A 24181-nucleotide genomic window follows, 5' to 3' on the forward strand; every position below is an offset into this window, starting at 1 on the left:
CTAGACTGAATTCGACTAATACAACAAATGAATGAAGTGCATTACAGGCATTCATAGGGTGAATGATAAATGAAGTTAAACGGATGCGTTCAACACAAGAACGCGTATATAAAGGTGTGCTGTCTGAAATTTAAACAACAACGCCCTCAAGCAGAGGGCGTTATATAAAAACGGATGTGCTGATTATTTTATTCGTGAATAGAGTAGTTTCTGGTACCAGCTACGCGGCAAAAACCGTTTCATGTACCAAGCCATTCGACCTTGGCGGTGCGGAAGCACGTGGGTTTTCTTCTTGTCGACCGCCTTCATAATTAGGCGTGCGATATCAACTGCATTCAATTTGCTTGAGCGCATGAGCTTATCGAGCTTCTGCTCCATGCCATCAATAGAGGTTCGCATGCCGTGCCCCAAATTTGTTTTGAAGAAACTTGGACACACCACCGTCACGTGAATATTGTCTTTTTTAAGCTCGTTTTGCAGGGTCTCCGATAGGCTCACAACAGCCGCCTTGGTGGCGTTATAAGCACTCATGTTGGGTACATCAAGTAGTCCAGCCATTGATGCTACGTTGACAAAATGACCATGATCTTGGCGTTTGAACATCGGGGTAAATACCTTACAACCGCGCACAACGCCTAATAAGTTGATATCGATGATCCATTGCCAATCATTCAACGTGGTTTGAGCGAGTTGACCGACTTGAGCGACCCCCGCATTGTTCACCACCACATCAACACCACCCCATTCTTCTTCGAGCTTCTTTGCGACTTGCTCGAGGTCGCTGACACGAGTGACATCGCAGGGCATGAACATGGCTTGGCGTTGTAGCTTTTGTAGGCTGCCTATGACTGCTTCACCACGTTCAATATCTCGATCACCAATACAAACACGCCAACCACCTTTGGCACAAATTTGAGCAAGAGCAAAACCAAGGCCGCTGGCGCCGCCAGTGATAAATATTCGCTGCGGTTTCATATGAAATTCCTGAATAATTTTACTTTAGGGAGCTATAGAAGCAGATACTGGTCGATCAATCAATTGCCGAAGCGACATTGAGGCGTAACCGGTTAACTGTTCAAAGGCGGCAAAATAGGTTTCGGAATCGGCCGCCGCGCCATCAGCGACTAATTCTGAATAGGTTTCCCATAGCGCAAAGATACCTGACCGTATGCCATTGGCTTGCAGTTGCGCATGAAGCTCAGCATTGGCAACTAGGCCACAGCTGTAATGCGCTTTAAAGTTAATTCGGCCAACAATCACAAACGGTTCGCTTGCCGGCCACGATGCGACGCATTCTGTTTGCGCCTTACGCACGGCATCTTGTACTAACTGATTGCTCTTCGCTAACTTCGCATCCGTATAAAGGTACGACATCAATTCGGCGGCGCCTTCATGAATCCAAGCTTCATCTGAGCTCGAATATTTTAACCCAGCGCCCTGAAACAAATGCGCTATTTCGTGCGCGAAGAACCATAAGGTATTTTGCTCATCGACGTTATCCAGTGCCTGCTCGCCATACCAATGCATAAACACTTGATTCGGCAGAACACCGCCTTGATGCCCGTAATAACTGCCGTCAAAGTCACTGTAAGAGGCGAATAATGTCGGCGTTTGTGAGAGTGCGCCCAGTTCCTTGGTATAGTAACTCATGATCATCGGTAGCTCCGTAATCATGTTTTGGCGTAATGACGAAGGCAGGGCAGGGTCAATGATAGCGACCAGAGCTGAGAATGTTTCCGGCGGTTGCGAGCCAATATAGATGGCGCGTCCACTGTCTCTATCGAGCCATTCGTGGAAGCCAAGTCGTAATTGACCATCCACCAGCATATAGTCATTAGTGGTTAAATTGACGGCCATTGGCCATTCATGGTGTGCGGCGCCACAGCTTTCTGCACAGGCAAAAAAGCGTGCCGTATGAACGAGCATGCCGCCGTCACTAAACGGAGAAAACGGTGCGTAGTCTTTCGGGAGGGTGGTATAACTCGCATCAAGGGTAAAAGCGGCTTCAGTAAACGGTTCGCCGTTTTGGCTACGAATTACTTCCGAACCGTTTTGCCAAGCAATCTCAATATTATCAGTTAATGGCTGCCAACGAGTCGCTCGAGAATTGTTAGGCGAGCGCACGAACTCTAATTGCGATACTGGTTCATTCAACTGGTAGGTTACCGTCCAACCAATCTCTGATTTACTCAAGGTAATGAGGCGTATTTGAGAATCGGCTGGTGCGAACCATAACAATAGGCCCAGCACTGCAACCGCAATAACAATGAAATAGCGCACGTTATATAAACCTCATTTTACTTACTGCTGATTATCAATGTAGCACTCGCTCTGCTACTGCTCCACATTGTTCATCGAAACTTCGCGTTTCTTTCCTTATTTTTACCGTGACAGTTCTGTTTCGGTTCAATGAATCTTTCATGATAAAACGAATTTGTCACAAATTTGTCATGCCTCCTCACTAATCTGCCTGCGTCGTTTAATTACTTACACTCGTTCCTTCCAGGAGAACACAATGAAATTGCAAACTCTTTTCCAAGTTACCGCCGTTGCTTCAGCATTGGCATTAGCCGGTTGTGGTGGCGATATCGAAATTACCCCGACAGTGAATGATAACAGCGTTGTAAATAATGGCTCAGGTGGCGATTCAGGCGGTGACACAACTAACGATAACCTGTGTGCAACCAACAATGGTGTACAGGGCGCATTTGATGGCCGCGATTGTGAATACAACCTTGAGTTTGCGAGCCGTAACGTCGAAATTACTGAAGACATTACTTTCGCAGAATTACCAGACGGCGGTGTGCACGTATTTGATGGCGCATTATTGATTGGTGAAGATTGTGATACCACCACGTCATGTACGATTAACCAAGACGGCCCAGTGATGACTGTTGAGCCAGGTGCGACGTTAGCCTTCACCAGCGGTGAAGCAATCATTCGTGTTGCTCGTGGTGCAAAATTAAATGCAATCGGTACTTTTGATAAGCCAATCACTTTCACTTCTGCGAATGCTTTCACCCGCTTTGACGTCGTTGGTAACGGCCCACGTTTCGCTGACTGGGGTGGCATTATCGTAAACGGCGAAGGTATCACCAACCAGTGTACTGATGCACAGCGTGATGCAGGAACCTGTAACGTTGCTTCTGAAGGTATCGTAAGCTACTACGGCGGTAATGATAACGCTGATGATAGCGGTTCAATGAAATATGCAAAAATCTGGTACGCTGGTTCAGGCCCACGTGCTGGCGGTGACGGCGATGACTTGAACTCATTAACCTTGAACGCTGTAGGTTCAGGCTCTTCTTACGAGTACATCCATATTCACCAAGGTTACGATGACGGTATCGAATTCTTCGGTGGTGCAGCTGATATCAAACGTATTGTTGTTACAGATACCCAAGATGATTCAATCGATATCGATGCAGGCTGGCAGGGTAACGCGCAGTTCTTGTACATCAAACACGGTACGGTAAACGTTGACGGAACTGACGTATTCATGGGTAACGGCGGCTTTGAAGCTGACGGTGAGAAAAACTCAGGCGCTGAATACTCACAAGCACCAACCTCACGTCCAAACATTGCTAACGTCACTGTTGTAACCACTGATGGTTTATCAACGCGTGACAACGATCCATCAACAGCGATGAAGTTTGACGATAACTTCCAAGGTCAGCTTTATAACTTCTTACTGGTTAAAACTGACGTTGCAACCAACGATACCCGCTGCATCCTGTTTACTGGTGATGGTGAGTTAGGTGTAACCGCTGGTGATTTGAACTTCTTCAACTCAGCGATGGCTTGTGTTGCTGAAAACGAATTTACATCGGCTGACCTGTTTGCTGATGGTACGAGCCGTCAAGACTGGTTCGACAACGGTGGCTTGAACGAGCGCATCGGTGGCAACGCAACAGTATTTGGCTCAGATGGTTTCGCAACTGACATGTCATCAGCTGATATCACTGTGACTGCCAACGACCTAAGCGGTTTAGGTAACAGCTTCTTTGAAGCGGTTGATTATGTTGGTGCGGTTTCAAGCACAGACACTTCTTCTGAATGGTATCAGTGGGTTGAAACTGCGTTAACTGCTGCAGAACAAGATTAATACGAACTTGTTGCATAGCAATCTATGGCAGGCGTGCTTATGGCACGCCTGCTATTACCGATAACGCAGGAGTTGACGATGAGCACCAATTATAAACTCAAGCCGCTAGCCCTAGCGGTCAGTATTGCCCTTCTTGCGAGTGGTCAGGCGTACGCGCAGCAGCAAGAATCCGAGCAAGCAACAACCGAAACCGCAGCGGATACTGCGATTGAAGAAGTTGTAACCACAGGTACCCGTTTACAAGGCAGCGCTGCAGCTGTTGTTGACGAGCGTAAGAACCAAGCCTTCGTGGCAGATATTCTTGGTGCTGAACAGTTATCAAGAACCGGCGATAGCGATGCAGCTTCGGCATTACGTCGTGTCACAGGTTTGACCCTTGTTGACGGTAAATATGTTTATGTTCGTGGTTTAGGTGAGCGCTACTCAAGTGCACGTTTGAACGGCGCGAGCATTCCTAGCCCTGATTTAACTCGTAACGTTATTCCGCTCGATATTATTCCATCAACCATTATCGAGAGCTTAGCGGTACAGAAAGTATTCTCGCCGACCATGCCAGCAGCTTTTGGTGGCGGTAATATCGATATTCGTACCAAATCACTCCCGTCTGACTTTCAAGTAAACCTTGAGGTTGGCATTGGTCACAACACCAATGCATCGGATGGCTACACGTATAACCGTAACGAAGCAGGCGTACCGCAAAACATTCGCGAAGCGATTGTGAAGTATCGTGGTGATTTCAGTTTGCGTAATATCGTGAGCCGTGACGGTCTGGTTAGCAATGAAACCGGCAGTGCAAGTGACCAAGCGCGAGCCATTAACGCCGGATTAGCAGAATCTTTACCGCGTGACATCGCGCTACAGGACGATTCGTTAGATCCGAACTACAGCATTAAAGCCAGTATTGGTAACAGCTTCGACGAGGAGTATTTCGGCGGTAGCATTGGTTTCTTATTGGCGGGTGCCTACGACACCAAATGGGATGTGTCTGAACGCACCAATGCGGTACTGAGTGAGAATGCGACTGATGGCTGTGCGACCACACTGAACAGTGCCGAAGAAGTTTCAAACTCGTGCTACAACACCTTAAGTGAAACCACACTGACCACCGAAACAGAACGTTTGAACGGTGTATTTAGTGTCGGCTATGAGCTTGATACGCACAGTGTGAGCTACACCAAGTTGTATTTGACCGACTCTGAAGATGAGTCTGAGTTCGGTATTATGCAAAGTCCAAATGGTAGTAACCTAAAAACTATCTTTGGTTCTGGTATCGCTAATCGTGAACACGAATTCAAATATGAAGAGCGTACACTCGATATCGACCAAATTCGTGGTCAGCATACTTTCTTGGACTACTGGGGTATCGGCTTTGACTGGCAATACACTGAATCTGAAGCGCAAACAGATATCCCAACGGATATTTCGTATCGTTTCGATGATTTATATGGCAGCCAGGGTGAGTACTTAGCGACTGTTGTCACCGGTGATGATAACCGCGCGGTGTATCAGTACGTAGATATGCAAGACAACGTGAAATCGTACAGCGGTAACTTCAGCTTACCGACCAACTTTGCCGGCATGGATGTTGAGTTGAAAGCGGGCTACGACTTTACTGACAAGGCGCGCTACTACACAACTGACCGCTTCGCTATGGATAACGGTTCAGGCTTGCGTGTAACTGTTAACGAAGACGCGAACGATGTGTTGGGTGTAACGGATTATCTGACCGACGAGCGCATTGCTGAAAACAACTTCTTGTTGTCTTATCGTGAGCCAACTTCGCCAGACGCCGACGATTACATGGCTGTGCAGAAAATCGATGCGTTTTACGGCTCGTTTGATGCGTTCCTGACTAACAACTGGCGTTTAGCTGGTGGTGTGCGTTGGGAAGAGTTCAAACAAGTGTCATTGGCAACTTCAAGCTTGATTTTCACCCGTGAAGATCTGGAAACATTCTACTCGGTTAATCGTATTTTAAACGGCACCACCGTGGAAGATGATTTCTATCCAGCATTATCGTTAACCTATATCAGCGACGACAATTACCAGTTACGTTTCGGTTTCTCTGAAACGGTTGTGCGCCCTGATATTCGTGAAACTGTGCCAGTTGCTTACTACGACCCAATTACCGATATTCGTACCATCGGTCGTGCGGGCCTTGAAAGCAGCCCAATGACGAACTTAGACGCGCGTTTCGAGTACTTTGCTGACAACGGTGATAACTACACAATCTCGGCTTTCTACAAGGATATTGAAAAGCCAATTGAGTCAGTACTCAGCGTGGGTGACGAAGAGTACACGTTGAATTACGTGAACGGTATTTCAGCTGAGGTATACGGCGTTGAATTCGAGTGGTTACATGACCTTGCTTATCTGGCTGACGGCTTCTTCACCGCTGGTAACCTTACCTTAAGTGACTCAGAAGCAGTGATTGACCCAGCGCTAGCGGGTAACTTAACTAACCCAACCAAGCGCATGACAGGCCATTCAAAGTACGTGGCTAACTTCCAGTTAGGCTACGATTCACTGAACGGCAATCACTCAAGCTCGCTAGTGTACAACGTGTTTGGTGAGCGCATTTTGGCGGCTGGTATCGGTGGCCGTGGTGATGCTTACGAACAACCGTTCCACTCACTTGATTTGGTTTACAACTATTACCCAGACTTTAACTCGAAAATTAGTTTCAAAGTGCAAAACTTGCTTGGCGAAGATCAAGAAGTCACGCAGTCTGACGTCATAGTACAAACCCGCGAAGTAGGGCAAGTGTTCAGCTTAAGCTACAGCTACGAGTTCTAATTCGCAGCACTGAATGACGAAAGGAGAGGGCGCAGGATGCGCCCTTTTTCGTTTGTTGCTGGTACGAATCTGGTACAGTGTAAAGTTACTGAAATTTCGGTAATCACGTTGATTGAGCTATAGTTATTCCCATATGACAACTGATTAAATGAGTATTATTGTAAGACTAAACAATGAAACAGATTTATATGATTTCATATCCCACAGGGAAAATTTATATTGGTAAAGACAGTGTGGGAAGTTTCAGATATTTCGGTAGTCCTGATATTGGATATAATCGCTGGCCCAAATGGATGTGATAATTCATAACTATGTATTTAAGAAGATCAATGGAGTTGATTATGGCTATTGTAAAATGTCCCAATTGCAATACACCGGTGGATTCGAACATAGGAACTTGTTTTAGTTGCGGAACCAAAATAATGCCATCGGGAGTAAGAGCAAGGCAACAGAATAAATCAAACGATACTGGTGGTGCATTCGCACAAGTTATAGCTGGCCTGGTCATAGTTGGATTGTTTTACGGACTATATAGTTGGTTGGCCGATGATGAGCCAACAAAAGAGGATTTAGCTCAACAAGCAAAAGAACGAGCTGAAAATAGGCGCAAAGGTTTTCATTGTTTGAGTGCATGGGATGGTTCTCACACTTCCGTCAAAGTTAACGTTAAAGAGAGCTTGCGAGACCCAAGTAGCTTTGAGCATATTGAAACTAAAATTACGCCCGTGAACGAGAAAGGCAATCATGTGCTCTATATGAAATATCGAGCAAAAAATGGATTTGGCGGAATGAATGTTGGCACTGCAATGGCAATTGTTGGTAACTCAAGTTGCGAGGCGTCTATTATCACCTATGAGTGATATCGAGTGTTGGACATTGCATTCTTATTCGCCTAGAGAGTTAAGCTACAAGGAGTAGGTATAAGTGGAAATTTTTTTTACAGTTGTCGCGGGGGCAATGACATTTGTTGCAGGACAGTTGGCTTTAAAAATATTGATTGAACCAGTTCACATGATGAAAAACACCATCTCTGAAATTTCACATGATCTAATTCTCTATGCCAACATCTATGCTAACCCCAAGGCGATGGGAATAGATGAACATCAGGATAACGCATTTAAGAAATTTAGAATCCTCTCATCAAAGTTGCAGGCAAATATGGCGTTGATTCCTGCCTATAAATGGACTTGTAAATTGTTCGGGTTGCCAACAATTCAGAATATCAAAACTGGATCGAGTAATTTGATAGGACTGTCAAATGGACATGATGCCGCACTAAATAACCAAGGTATTCTAAACTGCTATTCAGCTCAAAAGGTTAAGTTAGCTCTTGGTATTTATATTGATAAAAGCGAACTTATGGATCCCGATAAAGAAAGAAAGTTTATATCAGCCAAAGAGGGGCCCGGTTGATGTGGGGAGTTTGCATTGTTGACGAATCAAGGATGATACTTTGGTGAATTCAAAAAAGAATCTGACACAAAGCCACAAAAAGAAAAGCCCCGCTATTGTTAGCGAGGCTTTTCGAATAATGGTGCCCAGAGGCGGAATGAAATTATTTTTTAAACATCTGTTTTATAAGGCTTTTGGTTTTGAATGTGTTATTTGATACCCCCAAAAGTACCCCTAAAATTCTAGCCTTTATGCTTTCGAATTTATTTTATATAAAAGTTTATCGGCGTTTTCCAGCATGGTAAAATTGTATAGCAATTACGCAACAACTAGAAGGATAAGAGGTATCGAAATTGTATATAGATATTCGTGAAGTCAAAAGAAATTTCAGTATTTCAAAGAGTACGCTTTATCGGTGGATAAAAGAACGTGATTTCCCAGAACCAAAAAGATTTAGTCCAAGACTAGTTAGATGGAACAAAAATGAAGTTGAAGAATGGGATAAAAATACTGGCTCGGTTAGTAAGAACAAATCAATGCATATGCATTAGGCAATGTACCAGACTTTGAATGCCTCACCATTCAAATGTCACGTTCGGGTGTGCATGTGTAAAATTTCAGCGCTGCTAACCCCTTTAAAGATATAATTTATAAAGCAAGTTAAACCCTCCCTGAGTTTTTAACCTTTCAAACACACTTATAATCTTGGGCTTCAGATTAATGCCTAGGATTTAGGTGTGTCCGTTATAAATGGCCTAAGTGGGGTATGGATTGCCAACTAAATACTAATGTAACCAACTAGTATTATGAGGTAACTCTATGGATTTTATAACAATATTTGATTTAGAAGCTCAGCTAAAAATTTCGAAGTCCACAATTTACAGATGGATGCGATATAGGGAATTCCCCCAACCAATTAAATTGGGTAGACGAGCAGTTCGTTGGCGTCAGGACGATATCGAGAGATGGATTAAAACCATTAATCAGTATTCAGATTAGCAACCTATTTATACCTACACACGGTTTATATGCTAACTCAAACCCAATTACCTCAATAAGAATAACTACTAAAAATCCTTATTTTTTAATCACTTAAAAAATAATTTCAAAAAAAATCCTGAATCCTCATAACGCGCTACTAAATAACATTAAGTGCCGGTGAGTTTTAGGTACTTCATGGCAACCTGAAATAGCTGACGAGTCGGTCTCGGAGCCCGAAAGTTGCTTGGACTAGCTTTGTTTAAAATAACCCCTACAGGTATGAAAACGGCGTGGTAGCCATTCATCGCCTTGATCTTAGTAATGCCAATTGAAAATTAAATTAGGATTAATTATGACTGAATATGAAGTGAACAATAAGATTAAAACAGCAATTACTAATCATTATAATGATAATTTTAGATGGTTTATTACATTAACTTATCGGTATGAAGTTACTAGTGTTGAAAGAGTAGCTAAACATATAAAACTTTTAGTAAACCATCTAAGACAGCAATTATACGGAAGACATGCAGCAAAGCACTTTGATCAAAGTAAAAACTTAATGATGTTTGGTAGTGTCGAGAGACATGCTACAGGAGCTATCCATCTTCATTTACTTCTAAGTGAGCCTCCACATGATGTAAAACAAACGAATAAAAATAAACGCCTATTAAATAATGCGTCACATGAATTATTAAATTTTTGGGAATTTAGAAAAAGGTTTGGTTATCAAAATAAACTAGTAGATTTACAAGTAGAACAAGTACAAGTAAAAAAGGATAATGCTGCTGCTTGTCGATATGTCACAAAATATTCAAATATGAATAATCCAAATTTCTTCATTACCCACTGGGATGCTAATGAACATGTATTACCTGTAGAGTGTAGAAGATAAGTTTTGGGCTGCGTAGCAGGCCAAGTGGCGAAGCCACCTATAAAATATATCTATAATTTTATTGAAACCTGTAATTTTTAAAGCCACTAATTAGTTACAAATTTTGTTCAAAATGATATAGTAACCAACTGTTTTTATTGGAGGTTGTTATAAAAAATACAGGTTTTAGTAAAACGCTTACTATCGACGGAATTGATTATAATTTAAGCTTTAATGGTTCTAGTTTCCATTTAGGATTTATTAATCGAGCTTACGGTAATCGTTACCTATCAAAATCAGGTCTAGTTTGGTTTGGAGAGGATCCAGAACATATATACCACGAGATAAATCAATCAATAAATGTCTTTAAACTATCTAAATTGGTTTTGAAAAATATAGTCACTGAAATGGCTAAACTACAACCAGAAGAATTTGTAATTGAAGCTAACTCACCTCGTAAAACAAAAATTTACCGTCGCTTTTGTAATCAAATTTATAAGTACCTGAATCATTTGTATGATCTTGAATTTACTAATCGTGGCGCTGTTTTCAAGTTCAACAAGAAACCTAAGAGCATCCGGTGTAATTTACCGTTAGCTGCATTAACTCATTAAAATGTGATAGAAAACGCGCAATAGAACGCTCTTAATGCGCGTATAAGGTATTATTTTTATATTTTTACTATACCAGTCCAGTTTGTAAATTTACCTGTCTCATCGAACTCTAGGTAAGCTCTGCGGTTTCTACGTCCTAATGGGAATAGTTCGATCATATTCCGTAACTCGTTTTCTAGACGATATCGATTACCTTCTTCATCAACAAATTGCTTATCACCAACTTCTTGTAGACCTATTTCGTTCATGAACAACATATTATGTAGTTCTGCTTCCCACGCTTGTTCTCTAGCTTTGCGTTGTTTCAAACCTCTTTTAATACCGATATATGGAAACAATACAATTCCAAAAACTGCAAACGACGCGGCTAACTGATCGCGTGTTAGTTGTTCATTTTGCGGAGTAAGTATTTCGTCAGACCCTGTACCACCGAGTAGCCAGAAAATTGAGTTAGTAAGGGGAAGTAAAATATTCTCTGCTATCCAATAAGCTACGGTGTAGATCATTAACGGATTTTGAGCTTCTTCATCTATAAAAATCATGCCAATTAGTGCGCCTAGGACCCATAGACTAAAAGCCGTGAAAATTGCTCCTAACAATAATGTAGGAAGTGAGAATACTCTAGCAAAAATGCTACCCGCCGTTGTTTTGTAATTTCTAAATAGCCATGTCCAAGATTGTATGTATAGCCATACTGAAAGAACTAAAAAGATGACAGCGAATATCAACCCATTGTTATTTTTAGATGATTTGTAAATGTCTCTTCCAAGACTTAAACCGATACCAGCCATTGCTGATCCGGCGATAACCTTGGGTATTGCTTTTGCTAAGCTCATAAGTCCTCCTTTACTTTTATAAATTTATGGAAGCAATCAATCCTGCCATGTTGTAAAATGGTTAACAACCTGTTTTTGATATCATTTTTCATTAAACGGGTACTCTAATTCTAAGGAGTGACTTTTGAAAAGCTTGAAATCCAACACGCCGCTAGAAAATCTGATTAAGCGCGTTGCCGATATTTTGTACAATTGTAATTTTCCTGAAGAATATGACTTTGTTTACGATTCGATATTAGAAAGTAAGGAAAGGCGTCAGGGAACGAACCCAATGCACCGCGATTATATTGAAATTGTACAGCGGAGACGCCTACAGCTAGGTGTAACGCCATTAGGTAGTAATGGTAAGCCAACTGACCTAAGTAGTAATGAAAAGGCCTTACAATGGGCTATAGAGCACTTTGAAGAGTTAGAACCATTGTTCGAAAAAGAGCTGGCGCAAGTTCTTTTCGAAATAGATCCGGCTAATACGTGTTGCAAAGAAAATGGTTGTGAAGACGAATACGCATTACTAGCTAAAAGAATCCGCTCTGAGATGCAAATCAATAACTCATCTATTCGAGATGTTCTAAACGATAGTTTCGGTGATCAGGTCATTGACGAAGTGACGATGACTGAAGTTGATCAGAAAATTATAAATGTTCTTGCATTGCGGTTTGCTGAAATTATCGACTTTCGAATCAAAAAGAATTTATCTCCAAATGCAAAAAGTACAGATATGATCCTAGCTGAAATGGAAAAGCTACGCTCAATTCGTCCTTCGACTATAAATGGCGCTAGAGGGGCTTCGATCTACTATAAGGATTTACATGACGAACTAGATCGTCGCAGCTACACGGGAAAACGTCCAAGTCGCCAATATACCCACCCGAGTATGAAAGGTTAAATAGGGCAGGTTAGTCGATGTAGTACAAAAATATAGGATTGGTATTATGAGTTTCGCTGTGTATAAAAGAAAAAAAATTACACGAGCGTAATAGATGAAACCCGAAGATATTAACCAATCCCTACACCAGCTTGGCTATTCACAAACTTTGATAGCTGAGGTTATGGGAAAAAGTCCAAGCCTAATATCCAAAGTAATATCCGGAAATGCAAAATCTTTCGGAGTCGCCTATTTTATAGCGACCATACTTGAAAAATCAGTTAACGAAGTTTTCCCAAATATAAAACAGAAATTGAATAGACAAAGTCCTACCTACATCAGGAATCGGAATAAGCTTCAAAGTATCTATTCAGAATGTAAAGTAGAGAATATCTAAATGCAGATGATGGATTAGACAAATGTCTTCAAAAATAGTTAGAAAATTAATAGAAGTAACAAAGCTGATTACATCTAAAGCGCCTAACAATTCAGAAATCTATCCTGCACAGTTTGTCGCAGGAAAGAATAACGGCGTCGGATTCGCTGGAGAAACGATTTTATCATGGTGGGAGATTGAGGGAGCTGATAGAGTTTTAGATGAAATTTCTGATATGTTAAAACAAGAACATACCTTCCTAGCAAGCAATCATCGAACGACAATAATCAAATCAATTAGACAAACGTTTCAAGAAGTTTGTCTAGACCCACAAATATTCGATCGCCGCATGATTACAAGAGCTAGTGGCGCTAGTCTTTTCGAAAGCAGATTGTCATCGAACCCACAAGAGATGGGGAAATATTTATATAGGGAGATTATTTGTAGCCTCAAAAATAAATCGCAAAAGAAGTTAGTTGCATATACAGCACCAAGAATTACAGGGACTTCCTTTTCAGTTGCATCAGACGGCATACATTTCATAAAGAAAGATGATGATAAGATCTGGATTGAACTTCGTGCGCTGGGCTACATTGTAGACGAATTAAACCCAAAAGAAGATCATCTTAAATTACCTCGATTACCTAGTTTGCTAATGGATAAAGACTATCAATGCTTCTGTGTGGTTGAAACAGTTGGAACAGATGAAGAGTGCAAAATTCAAGCTAATATTAAACTTCGAAGATTCTTTTCTGTGATTTTAGCTAATAGCCTTCCATGCATGAGAACTAAAGTTGGTGAGATCCCTTCATCTGCTTGTGTAATTTTACCCCATCAAAATCAACGAATGAGTCCAATTCGAGGGTCTTTAGGCATATTCTACCCGTTCTATGGAGATGAATTGCAATTAAGCGTTGAAAAAATTGGTTTAGTAAAAACCTGGTATCGGAAGAGAAATTCACTTGAGAAGGCAGATCGAGATAGATTAGACAAAGGAGCGCACTTTTTAAATCAAGCTATAAACCTTTCCGGCGTGGACGCATTTATCTATTATTTCATCTGCTTAGATGCTCTATTTGGTAAATCGAGAGCCGTATACGAATCGATTGAATCTCGGCTTCCTTGCTTAAGTGAACCAAATCAATGGATAGAAAAATTTCCTAAATTGTATAATTTGCGAAATGAGTTAATTCATGGCGGAAGTAGACTTATTGAGGAATGGAAAGACTATAACTCCTACCATCGTCATTTTAAGACAGAACCCATCCAAGATATTGAAAAACTCGCATTCGCTTGTTTATCGCAAGCTCCAGATATCCTGAAGCAATACCCCGTCAATTGATATTTATAGTGGCTCAAAAAGTACACCTTGTGAGCCAATTCGATACGGACAATTTTTTTGGCTCAAAATTGATGATATCTTTTGAGCCACGTGTTACTATTTGAGCCTATATTTATGAGCCAAATAAGGAGTTGCTTTGATCGTTGGGTATCTGCGAGTTAGCTCGGATCAACAGTCGAATGATTCTCAAAGAATGTCGATTGATGAGAGATTTAAAATTGAACGATGGTATCAAGATAATTCTACTTCTGGATTGACAAAAGGTTCAGAGCGGAAAGGACTAGGTGAGTTACTAGAGTTTGTTCGCGATGGTGACACCGTAGTCGTATACGCGATTGATCGATTGGGGCGAAACACAATCGATGTTCTTGAAACCGTGGAAGTTCTAAATAAGAAAAATGTGGCCTTAATATCTCTCAGAGAAGGGTTCGATCTTACAACTGATCACGGTAAACTACTTCTCACTATGTTGGCTGGATTAGCCGAACTTGAACGCAAGAATATTTATGCTCGCCAGATGGCAGGGATCAAAAATGCAAGAGAAAAAGGCAAGCTGTTAGGTCGACGTAAATCTATAGACGACCAAAGCGTTCGAGACTGGAGAGTTTGTAATAACGCAAGTATTCGAGAAACAGCCGAGCATTTCGGAATATCCATTTCATCCGTGAAACGTTCGTGTAGTCTGAAAAAATAAATTGCTCTATCAAATTTACATTCGACGCCAATAGCAAGATATTAATCGAATGTAGAAAACCTAATCTGCTTAATCTAAATACTATTTTGGGAATACATTAATGACGAAAAAACTAGGAAACTTGACTCTTAACCAAGTTCACCACGGAGACTGCAACCATTTAATTGATTTCCTTCCTGACGAAAGTATCGATATTTTAGTCACTAGTCCTCCATACTGGGGGCAGAGAACATCTGAAGGTACAGGTACCGAAGATGATCCTAGGGAGTATTTAGATTTTCTAGTGGATACGTTTACGAGGTTTCTTCCAAAACTTAAAAAAGAAGGAGTCATGTGGATTAATATCGGAGATGCGTATAATACCCCAGTTAATTGGAGTCGAGAAGATCACGTATATAGTTCACTTGGTGCCGATAAAAGTGGGCTTAATCCAGAAAATTCAGCGTATACAAAAAATAGGGCTAAAAGAAAGGCATTTATCGATAAAGAGATTCCTTGGCTTACATACGGCAACTTGCTTGCACTAACATATCGACTGGTGACGGGACTTTCCGACAAAGGGTATTTATTTCGAGGGGAAGTTTTATGGAAGAAGAAAAATGCTATGCCTGAAGGAAGGTGCAGAAGGCCGCATCGTCAGCATGAGCCAATCTATCTTTTTGCAAAGCATGAACGCCATCAATTTAGAACTAGTCCACCAGTTAAAAGTGTATGGGAATTTGGGAACGAAAAGATAGATGGTAAGAAGCACTACTCGAGATTTCCTCTCGAGCTTCCGATCCGGTGTATTGAGGCATTTGGTCGGACTGGAGAAGATGTTGTAGTCTTCGACCCGTTTTCAGGATCAGGTACAACTGGACTCGCTGCCTTGAAATTAGGTTGTTCTTACATTGGTTTTGAAATTGACCATGAGCAAGTAGATGCATCTAATGAGCGAATTCAAAATGCTATTTCTGAGTTGCCTTTAAGTCTTTCTTAAATATTTGCCACCGTTCATTTATATAGTTGAAAAAGTCATCGGCATCAGGAGAAGCGAAGTTACATACAAATATACGAGCGGCGGCATCTTGGCTTTCAGGTGTCGCTATTGTGTTTGTGTTATATGAAAAACAAGCTGAAAAATACCCATCATCTTCAATATCTTTACGCTTGGCGCTTCTTACGTCAAGTGTCTTAGTTTTAACCGCGCCAAGCTCCCCTTTATTATTAGGATTGACAGAAGGGGAACTTTTGCAATCCATAGTCCAAAGTGGAGATACATAGCCAGCATCAACTAATGCTTTGCTCATCGGTACATCGTCTGTTCGTCTTTCTGCAAAACTAGCTTTTACATGAACGATACCGAAGAAAATTTCTACACCATCGATAATTCCGGTAAGCAAAACGTCAGCTTTGTCAGCTTCGAGTCGTTCTGAAATATTGGCTTGACTGAGAAGTCTTATCCTTTGATCCTTTGACGCAATAAATAAATTTATACCGACCTCTCTTAGCGCCGGACCATAATGGCGGACTAAGACTTCTTCCAATGCCCAACCACCAGTTCGTTTCCAGCTTTGTTCAAAACTCATACGAGAATATATAGATGGATGATTAAATTGATCAAGATAGGCTCTATAAACAACGAACCACCAAAGATCAGACGGGTTTGCTTTAGGCCATAAAGTTACGGCAAGTTTAAAAGCACTAGCGACCGATTCTGTTTTTATCGCTTCTTTCTTTTGTTCATCTGCTGTTACTAGTCTAGATAAACCATCTCGTAAGCACTTTAATACTTGGTTGAATTGTTCAAGCGAAGCATTGTGTAGTAAATACTGAGAATCGAACTTGGCATATTTAAACAGTACTTTTAAATTCTTACCATGTTGTTCAGCACGAATTGCTCTAGGTACTTCTATTTCATTGGTATTATCAAGAACCGCACTGCTAATGTCATTTAAAGTGATGCCGGTCTCCTTGAGCAGCGCAAAAAACATTTCAAGCGTAATTGAAACATTCCCTTCCTCAATATCTTCTATCCAACCTGTTCCCAATATTAGTCTGGATTCGAGTTGCTCCGCAGTAATTCCTCGCTCTAGCCGTAATCTACGAAATTCCTTTAATAATTTATGAATTTGCTCATTAGACATCGTTAAACAGTTCCTTTGCTGAAATACCTAACGCATTGGCAATCTTCAAGATGTTTATCAGACTTATATTGCGTTCGCCTCGTTCAACACTTCCCAAATATGATCGATCTAATCCGCTACGGTCAGCTAAGTCCTCTTGTGACATGTTTTGTGCACGCCTAAGACTTCTGATGTTCGAACCGAATGTTTGTAATATTGAGAAGTTTTTCATGTGACCATTAAAATGCTTCTGATGATTATATGTCCACGGACTATAAGCACCATTACTGGTCGTAGGGAAGGGGCTCACCCATTTTGTTTACTGGGTTAAAGACAATAGCTTTGGTGGAATCTAGTTGAGGATGAATTAGAAAGACAATTGTGGACTAGTATTTGGTATGTTTTAGCAATTAGTCAGTTACAACTGATGAGCTCTATTCATCCTTTATATTTGCGAGAGGAATAGTAAATGGAGAACTATGGGTTGAACATAGTTTGATTACGGTGTGTTGAAAGGTATCTTGATACCTTTCGCATCGAGTGTGCGCTATTCCTTCAGATACATCACCCGGATAGTCTGGATCGTTCCCAGTGCGATAAAAGCGATAACCGATGTGGTAATGATAAAGGTTATTTTCTTCTGCACACTTTCGAAAAGCTTCAGCCATCGGAGAACCTAAGAAGTTCGCCGCCCAACTAGGTTTGTATTTGCCTTGAAGTTCTTCTGGGGGAACTAGCCCGTTTTGTATTGGTTGTATGAAGTTTCGCCACAAACAATCTGAAAGCGCTTTATCCAATTTTTGAAGTTCTTTTTTGCAATTGTTGCTAACTTTAACTTTGTGAATCATCCATAATCCAAGCGTAAAATTGATCTTCGTTTTGAATATGTTCAGGAACGTCTATAGCCTCTGACTCGACACTATCTAAAAGTGCTGCTAAGTATGAGTCTTGAGCTGCCACTAGATTTTCCTTAAAAAAAGATTGCAACTCGGTATGAGTAATAACTCTGTTGTCCGCCTTACAAGTCTCAGAATCATAATGTGAAAGCCACGGCCTTTCTTGATGAGTTTTATTGCGGAGAGTCCATGAGCCAACTCTACCATAAGTTTCCAACACCCAATCGACAATATGTTGAACAGATTCACTAATTTCAGAAAAGTAATCTGTATCGGCTTGTGAAATGATACACGTAGACCCAAAACCTCTATAGGTGTTGTAGAGCTCAGAAACAACGGGTCCATGTTCCCATGCACAAATCTCGCCATCAAAAGCAGGTTCTTTATAGATTGCCAAGTGATATCCCTGACAATAATAAGTCAGCTTTTGAAGCTTCAAATTGTCAACCGAAATGTGTTTACTTTCAGCTCGTTGAAGCAAAGCTTTCGCAAAAACATCGTTGCTTAGCATAATCAAACCCATAAAAAGTGGTCGCGAATTGTACACCAACAACAAATGATTATCAATTTGAGCTTTATCCAAATAAATTGGAATGTCAACATTTTGTATAAAATAAGTAATCAGAAACTAGTAATAAGAATATAGTTTCGATGATTGATTGTGTTGATTCTTGCGTTAACATATTCGAAAAAAATTTAAGTAGGCTTTTAAAGTATTACATATTGGCCTTAATTCAAAATCGCTTTTTACTTTCGTAGCTTATCTAAATAATCAGCCCAATTTTGCATCATTTTGGTGCGTTCAACTAAAAACTGTGTTCTATTATAGGCTCGTTTATGAGTGTCTCTGACGGTATGTGATAGCTGCTGCTCTATGAGCGTGTACGAATACTTCAATTGTTCCTCAAGCATAGTTCGAGCTGAAGCTCTAAAGCCATGTACAGATTGTTCTGTTTTAGTATCATACCCAATTGAACGAAGCGCCTTTATCACAGCCGCTGTAGTGATGTGTTTATCATTATTTTTTTGATTACTAAAAACATATGTACGATTACCTGTAATTGGCTTCAGAAACTTTAAAATATCTAAAGCTTGCTCACTCAATGGCACGATATGTGAGCCCGACATATGCTTCCTTTCCTTTTTCTTCTCCGGCGGTATCTCCCACAAACCTTTTTCCATATCTATTTCTGTCCATTCGACACTTACTAGTTCGCCCGGACGTTGAAATACAAGAGGAGCTAGTTTGAGGGCTGCGCCGACTATTGAATGTTCATTATAGTTATCTATCTTGGTCAGTAGCACTCCAAACTCTGATGGATCAGTAATCGCGGGCTTATGCGTTACTGTTGTTGTCGGAACAATACCTCTTAAGTTCTGTGCGTTGTTTGTAGTCACGTATCCAGCTTGCGTAGCATAGATAAACACTTGGTCTAATTCACGTCTTACTTTTCGAGCTGTTTCGTGCTTTTTAGCTGCTACAAGCCTTTTGATAACATCTGCAAGATCTGGAGTAGAGAGCTTTTCAATCGGTTCTTTACCAATGAGCGGAAAAACATAGTTTTTAAAGCGAGAGAGTTTTTTAAAGCGAGTAGATTCTGTTAACTCTTGATTGTCTATAACTTCCAAAGCAACCTTTTCAAAACTGCGTTCATTAGTACGCCGTAATCGCTCTCTACTAGCTTTTTTGTGTTTTTTTGGATCTATCCCTTGCTCTAATAACGAACGAGCTTCTGCGGCCTTCAATCGAGCTTCTTTGAGTGATACCTCTGGATATTTGCCAAGCGCTAATACATCTTCTCTCTTATCCACAGGTCGATAGTATTTTAATCGCCAATAGCGATATTTAGATTTAGATGTATCGGCCTGTATGTATAAACCATCTCGGTCATACAAACGGTTCGCGGTAACTTTTGCTTTGCGAAGACGGGTATCGTTTAAAGACATCGCTGTTACTCTTAGTTATGTGTAGGGGTACAAGTAAATGATACCCCTATAAGTACCCCCAAAAGGGTGGGATTCAATGGGACTAACTAAGACCATACCAGACAAAAAAACATAAAAAAAGCCAGCGTTTATGCTGGCTTTAGTCGTACCTGTAATATTATGGTACTAAATGATGGTGCCCAGAGGCGGAATCGAACCACCGACACGGGGATTTTCAATCCCCTGCTCTACCGACTGAGCTATCTGGGCGTCGGGGCGTATTAAACGAGTTTTTCGGGTCTGAGTCAACCGCTTTTTTAAGGAAAATCGGTGAATTCAGACCGTTTGCTCAGTAAATACGCAATTTGATTGGTTTTACACCTTTAAGTAGGTGCTACCGGCCAAACACTTCTCGTAATAGTCAGTCCACTTCACGCCTTCACGCGGTGCGATGTGGCCTTTCCGAACTTCACGATCAATCGACTTCTTCACGGTTTTTGCCATGAAATCAGTGTTGTATTGCATCGTTTCAAGCACTTTCTCAGCTGAGGTACCCGGAACCACCTCTTCAATGTAAAAGTCGCCTGGTTCGTCATCGTGGCAGTAAATATGCACTTCGGTTAAACGACCGAATAAGTTGTGCATATCGCCCATCACGTCTTGATAGGCGCCGGTTAGGAACATACCAACGTAATAGTTATCGCCTTTGCGTAACGCATGCATTGGAATATTATCGCTGATTTCGGTGCCTTCAATGTATTTGCTTAGCTTACCGTCACTATCACAAGTAATGTCGACTATAGAGCAGCGTACTTCTGGCTTCTCGTTTAAGCGGCTAATTGGCACAATGGGTAGCACTTGGCCAATGGCCCAAGTATCGGCCGCCGATTGGAAAATTGAGAAGTTACACAAGTATTGGCTTGCCAACATGTCTTCGAGTTCTTCCAATTCTTGGAACACGAAGCTTTCGCGATCAAGCGATTGATGAATCTCGCTCAAAATGCGCCAGTACATGGTGTCGAGCTTCGCCATTTCTTCTAACGATAAAATACCAAGCTTGAATGCTTCGTAAGCGCTCTGTTTGAATGATGCAGCGTCGTTGTAACGTTCTTGCGGGTGCATATCCGCAGCGTTCACAAGTTCACGCATGTTGCTCACAAGAATGTGTTCGTCGGCGCTGGCGCTAATATCAAACTGTGCGCCGGTGTTTTTGATTTCACCGACAATATTGGTCACCACACAGCTGTGGTGAGCGGTAATGGCGCGGCCACTTTCGCTCACAAGGTTCGGGTGTGGTACTTCTTCCAAATCACAGATCTGTTTTACACCATAAACCACGTCGGCAACATATTCTTCGGTCGAGTAGTTACGCGACGAGTCGGTAGTTGAACTGGTGCCGTCATAGTCGATACCAAGGCCACCACCGATGTCTAGATACTCAAGGGGCACGCCAATTTGAATGAGTTTGGCATACAAACGAGCGCCCTCAGAAACTGCTTCTTTCACTTTACGAATATCCGACATTTGGCTGCCGATGTGGAAGTGTAATAACTTCGCACAGTGCAACATGTCTTCTTTTTTCAGAAGCTCAACAATGTTTAAGATTTCAGTGATGCTTAAACCAAATTTTGCACGGTCGCCGCTTGAGCCAGCCCATTTACCAGCGCTACGTACCATCATTTTGCTACGCAAACCAATCATCGGCTCAACGCCGAGTTTTTTCGCCAGTGGAATCAGCATTTCAAGTTCACTGAACTTTTCAATGACAATGATCATTTTACGGCGCAGCTGACGGCCAAGTAGGGCGAGGGTCAAGTAATCTTCGTCTTTATAACCATTGAGAACGGTCAAAGCATTTGGGTTTTCGTTGTAGGCAAGTACGGCCATCAACTCCGGCTTTGAACCAGCCTCAAGGCCGTAATCGTAGGGTTCGCCCGCGTCGATGATTTCTTCAACCACCTCACGCATTTGGTTCACTTTAATTGGGAACACACCAACGTAGCGCGCATTGTAGCCAGCATCAGCGATGGTTTTAGCGAAAGTTTCGTTCAGAATTTCAACTTGTGAGCGCAGAATATCGTGAAAACGAATGACCGCTGGCAACTGAATGCCTTCAGCTAAGATTTCATCCACCACTTCCTGCATATCGATGGTGACATCAGGCAAACGGTGATTCGGTGCGATTTGGATATTGCCATTTGCACCAATCGAGAAGTATCCCGCACCCCAGCGGTTTACCCCGTAGAGTTCTTCGGCATCGTCGATTGTCCAGTTCTGAGCCATCAGCGAGCCCCTTTTTCGTTCAGAATGATTAACAGTTCGCGTACAATTTTTGCCGCAAACACATCAGAGTTACCAGTTGGATCGATCTCTGGCGATAGCTCAACAACATCGGCACCGACTAGGTTTTTGCCGCGCAGTAACTTCATTAAGCTTACGTACGAATGAAAATCTTCCCCGCCTGGCTCCGGTGTGCCGGTGCCTGGTAAAAATGCTGGATCGAAGTAGTCTAAATCCAACGTGAGATAGATTGGACGGTCGTCAGCGATAGCTGCCACGCTGTCTAAGAAATCTTTGCGTGACTTGCGCACCGTGCCGTGCTCGTTCATGTACTGGTATTCTTCGCGCGTGCCTGAGCGAATACCATACTGAATGAGTTCGTGGCCCGGACCAAAATGGTCAAGCGAGCGACGAATAATAGAGGCGTGTGAGTAATGGTAGCCCAAGAAGCCGTCACGCAAATCAGCGTGCGCATCAAGGTGCAGTAGCACTAAATCAGGGTACTGTTGTAAGTATTTGCGAATTGGCGCATACGAAATAGAGTGTTCGCCGCCAAGCGTTAACACGCGAACATTGTTCGCTTGCAGGTCGAGCGGTTGGAAAATCTCATCAAATTGGTCGCTAGCGTGTTGCCACTGCGCTTCCACATCATCACTTGAGCCAAGCGATAAATTGCCCAAATCGTAAAACGGGTGATCAAAGAGATCGGCATCAAGGTATGGCGAATAGCTTTCGATATCTTCCGACACCGCGCGTAGGCCATCAGGACCGTTACGTGTTCCTTTACGAAAACATGCTGTACCATCAAAACCGAAACCAATAATATGCGTACCGTTGGTGTACACGGCATTATCGGTGGTTGCGCCAAAAAACTCGCGCACTGGCGCGTCAGTTTTTACAGCTTCAGCAACTTTGGTCTGAGCGGTCATTTGATTTGGGCTTTGTTGACTCAAGGTGATTCACCTCCGTTCGTTCAACAGGGTTGATTTGGGCAAATTAAAAAGGGGCATATTATCCGTATAATTGCCCCAAATTGCCACTATCTGATTAACTACGTGTCGACTTTTTTACTGGATTAAAAATCTCGTGTTGAATACGTAAAAGATTCGCATCGAGTGGGTTCTTTTTGGTCCATGTATCAACCAATGGCACTTCGACCATTTCACCGGCTTTAATGCCAGCCATAACCTCAGTTTTACCCTGCAGAATAAGCTCTACCGCATGTACCCCCAGCTCTGATGCGAGTACTCGGTCGGATGGCGTTGGTGGTCCACCACGTTGAATATGGCCAAGCAAGCACGGGCGACAAGGCATATTATATTCAGCTTCAAGTTGTTCAGACAGTGCAACTGCACCGCCTGGCCATTGATGCTCGCTCAACACCATAACGTAACTGCCGGCACCGCGAACTTCTTCAACACGTTTAATGTGTTTGACCAATGCCGCAATCGTTAATGGTTTATCTTTTTGCAACTCTGGCAAAATCATCCGTTCGGCGCCGGCTGCCATGGCGCTTTTGAGACCAATAAAACCTGCATGACGGCCCATGACTTCCACGATAAACACACGATCCATCGCATCGGCGGTGTCGCGAATTTTATCCAAAGCGTCCATTGCTATCGCGACAGCGGTCGAATAACCGATGGTGGCATCGGTGCCATATAAATCGTTATCGATAGTGCCAGGCACGCCAATGATTTGGCCCTTCCAGTATTGGCTTAAATGATGCGCGCCACGGAACGAGCCATCGCCGCCAATGACGACGAGTGCGCTGATCCCGAGTGAATCGAGATTGTTCGCAGCGAGTTGGGCACTCTCAACTTCTTTAAAGCGCGGGCACCGAGCGCTTTTAATGATTGTTCCTGAATATTGTAGAACGTGCAGGACATCCGCAGATTTCAGTGGCACATGTTCGTTATTCAACAGGCCTTCGTAGCCATGACGAAACGCCATCACTTCCATGCCATAGTGCTCGGCAGCCAATACCACTGCGCGCAGCGCTGCATTCATGCCAGGGGCGTCGCCACCACTGGTTAGCACACCAATCCGTTGCTTTGTCGATGTTTCAGACACCTCTATACTCCTCTTTCCTATTGTCT

The 24181-nt window shown here is 42.2% G+C and carries 23 protein-coding genes and 1 tRNA gene; 12 read left to right on the forward strand and 12 right to left on the reverse strand.

Features of this window, described 5'->3' with window-relative positions; genetic code table 11:
- Positions 1-183 precede the first annotated feature (183 nt).
- The gene (locus tag CWI76_RS11030) at positions 184-975 is read right to left on the reverse strand and encodes an SDR family oxidoreductase (protein WP_126760413.1); all 792 of its coding nucleotides are present in this window, start codon (positions 973-975) and stop codon (positions 184-186) included.
- Between the two features lie 24 nt (positions 976-999).
- Complete coding sequence (locus tag CWI76_RS11035) at positions 1000-2280, reverse strand: hypothetical protein (RefSeq protein WP_126760414.1); 1281 nt, start codon at positions 2278-2280, stop codon at positions 1000-1002.
- Positions 2281-2515: 235 nt separating this feature from the next.
- Between CWI76_RS11035 and CWI76_RS11040 the strand changes: the two genes are divergently transcribed.
- From CWI76_RS11040 to CWI76_RS11075, 7 genes are all read left to right on the forward strand, one after another.
- Positions 2516-4105: a hypothetical protein gene (locus tag CWI76_RS11040; RefSeq protein WP_126760415.1), complete on the forward strand. Its 1590-nt coding sequence runs from the start codon at positions 2516-2518 to the stop codon at positions 4103-4105.
- Positions 4106-4183: 78 nt separating this feature from the next.
- A complete protein-coding gene (locus tag CWI76_RS11045) occupies positions 4184-6901 on the forward strand; it encodes a TonB-dependent receptor plug domain-containing protein (RefSeq protein ID WP_126760416.1) in 2718 nt (905 codons plus the stop codon).
- A 341-nt stretch (positions 6902-7242) separates the two neighbouring features.
- Positions 7243-7761 carry a hypothetical protein gene (locus CWI76_RS11055; RefSeq protein WP_126760417.1) on the forward strand — a complete coding sequence of 173 codons (519 nt, stop codon included), beginning with the start codon at positions 7243-7245 and terminating at the stop codon, positions 7759-7761.
- A 64-nt stretch (positions 7762-7825) separates the two neighbouring features.
- Positions 7826-8314 (forward strand): hypothetical protein, encoded by a 489-nt coding sequence (locus tag CWI76_RS11060; RefSeq protein WP_126760418.1) that lies wholly within the window; start codon positions 7826-7828, stop codon positions 8312-8314.
- 332 nt (positions 8315-8646) lie between these two features.
- Complete coding sequence (locus tag CWI76_RS11810) at positions 8647-8844, forward strand: helix-turn-helix transcriptional regulator (RefSeq protein ID WP_126760419.1); 198 nt, start codon at positions 8647-8649, stop codon at positions 8842-8844.
- A gap of 268 nt (positions 8845-9112) precedes the next feature.
- The gene (locus tag CWI76_RS11760; protein ID WP_126760420.1) at positions 9113-9292 is read left to right on the forward strand and encodes a helix-turn-helix transcriptional regulator; all 180 of its coding nucleotides are present in this window, start codon (positions 9113-9115) and stop codon (positions 9290-9292) included.
- Between the two features lie 334 nt (positions 9293-9626).
- Positions 9627-10169, forward strand: a complete 543-nt coding sequence (locus CWI76_RS11075) for a rolling circle replication-associated protein (RefSeq protein ID WP_126760421.1) — start codon at positions 9627-9629, stop codon at positions 10167-10169.
- A 649-nt stretch (positions 10170-10818) separates the two neighbouring features.
- Here the strand turns inward: CWI76_RS11075 and CWI76_RS11080 are convergent.
- On the reverse strand, positions 10819-11598 hold the full coding sequence (locus tag CWI76_RS11080) for a hypothetical protein (RefSeq protein WP_126760422.1): 780 nt from the start codon (positions 11596-11598) through the stop codon (positions 10819-10821).
- 124 nt (positions 11599-11722) lie between these two features.
- On the opposite strand from CWI76_RS11080, the gene CWI76_RS11085 reads away from it, so the two are divergent.
- The 5 genes from CWI76_RS11085 (at position 11723) to CWI76_RS11105 (ending at position 15854) form a co-directional block, all read left to right on the forward strand.
- Positions 11723-12484, forward strand: a complete 762-nt coding sequence (locus CWI76_RS11085) for a hypothetical protein (RefSeq protein ID WP_126760423.1) — start codon at positions 11723-11725, stop codon at positions 12482-12484.
- A gap of 94 nt (positions 12485-12578) precedes the next feature.
- A complete protein-coding gene (locus tag CWI76_RS11815) occupies positions 12579-12860 on the forward strand; it encodes a helix-turn-helix domain-containing protein (protein WP_126760424.1) in 282 nt (93 codons plus the stop codon).
- 22 nt (positions 12861-12882) lie between these two features.
- The gene (locus CWI76_RS11095) at positions 12883-14181 is read left to right on the forward strand and encodes a HEPN domain-containing protein (protein WP_126760425.1); all 1299 of its coding nucleotides are present in this window, start codon (positions 12883-12885) and stop codon (positions 14179-14181) included.
- 136 nt (positions 14182-14317) lie between these two features.
- A complete protein-coding gene (locus CWI76_RS11100) occupies positions 14318-14875 on the forward strand; it encodes a recombinase family protein (protein WP_126760426.1) in 558 nt (185 codons plus the stop codon).
- 100 nt (positions 14876-14975) lie between these two features.
- On the forward strand, positions 14976-15854 hold the full coding sequence (locus CWI76_RS11105; protein ID WP_126760427.1) for a DNA-methyltransferase: 879 nt from the start codon (positions 14976-14978) through the stop codon (positions 15852-15854).
- Here the strand turns inward: CWI76_RS11105 and CWI76_RS11110 are convergent.
- From CWI76_RS11110 to CWI76_RS11150, 9 genes are all read right to left on the reverse strand, one after another.
- Positions 15823-17001 carry a helix-turn-helix transcriptional regulator gene (locus CWI76_RS11110; RefSeq protein ID WP_126760428.1) on the reverse strand — a complete coding sequence of 393 codons (1179 nt, stop codon included), beginning with the start codon at positions 16999-17001 and terminating at the stop codon, positions 15823-15825. The two genes, CWI76_RS11105 and CWI76_RS11110, sit on opposite strands and share 32 nt — an antisense overlap.
- On the reverse strand, positions 16994-17212 hold the full coding sequence (locus CWI76_RS11115) for a helix-turn-helix domain-containing protein (protein ID WP_126760429.1): 219 nt from the start codon (positions 17210-17212) through the stop codon (positions 16994-16996). Before CWI76_RS11115 ends, CWI76_RS11110 begins: the two co-directional genes overlap by 8 nt.
- A 202-nt stretch (positions 17213-17414) precedes the next feature.
- Complete coding sequence (locus CWI76_RS11120) at positions 17415-17828, reverse strand: hypothetical protein (protein WP_126760430.1); 414 nt, start codon at positions 17826-17828, stop codon at positions 17415-17417.
- Positions 17812-18387, reverse strand: coding sequence for a Panacea domain-containing protein (locus CWI76_RS11125; RefSeq protein WP_198678618.1), 576 nt, complete (start codon positions 18385-18387; stop codon positions 17812-17814). The genes CWI76_RS11120 and CWI76_RS11125 overlap by 17 nt, the downstream gene beginning before the upstream one ends.
- A gap of 236 nt (positions 18388-18623) precedes the next feature.
- On the reverse strand, positions 18624-19823 hold the full coding sequence (locus tag CWI76_RS11130) for a tyrosine-type recombinase/integrase (RefSeq protein WP_126760432.1): 1200 nt from the start codon (positions 19821-19823) through the stop codon (positions 18624-18626).
- A 173-nt stretch (positions 19824-19996) separates the two neighbouring features.
- Positions 19997-20072 (reverse strand) — tRNA-Phe (locus CWI76_RS11135).
- Between the two features lie 105 nt (positions 20073-20177).
- Complete coding sequence (gene speA / locus CWI76_RS11140) at positions 20178-22085, reverse strand: biosynthetic arginine decarboxylase (RefSeq protein WP_126760433.1); 1908 nt, start codon at positions 22083-22085, stop codon at positions 20178-20180.
- Complete coding sequence (gene speB / locus CWI76_RS11145; RefSeq protein ID WP_241968026.1) at positions 22085-23035, reverse strand: agmatinase; 951 nt, start codon at positions 23033-23035, stop codon at positions 22085-22087. The genes speA and speB overlap by 1 nt, the downstream gene beginning before the upstream one ends.
- A gap of 94 nt (positions 23036-23129) precedes the next feature.
- Positions 23130-24155 (reverse strand): ATP-dependent 6-phosphofructokinase, encoded by a 1026-nt coding sequence (locus CWI76_RS11150; protein ID WP_126760434.1) that lies wholly within the window; start codon positions 24153-24155, stop codon positions 23130-23132.
- Positions 24156-24181: the final 26 nt, after the last annotated feature.

The organism is Pseudidiomarina marina (assembly GCF_003987045.1).
In the GTDB taxonomy this organism is placed as follows: domain Bacteria; phylum Pseudomonadota; class Gammaproteobacteria; order Enterobacterales; family Alteromonadaceae; genus Pseudidiomarina; species Pseudidiomarina marina.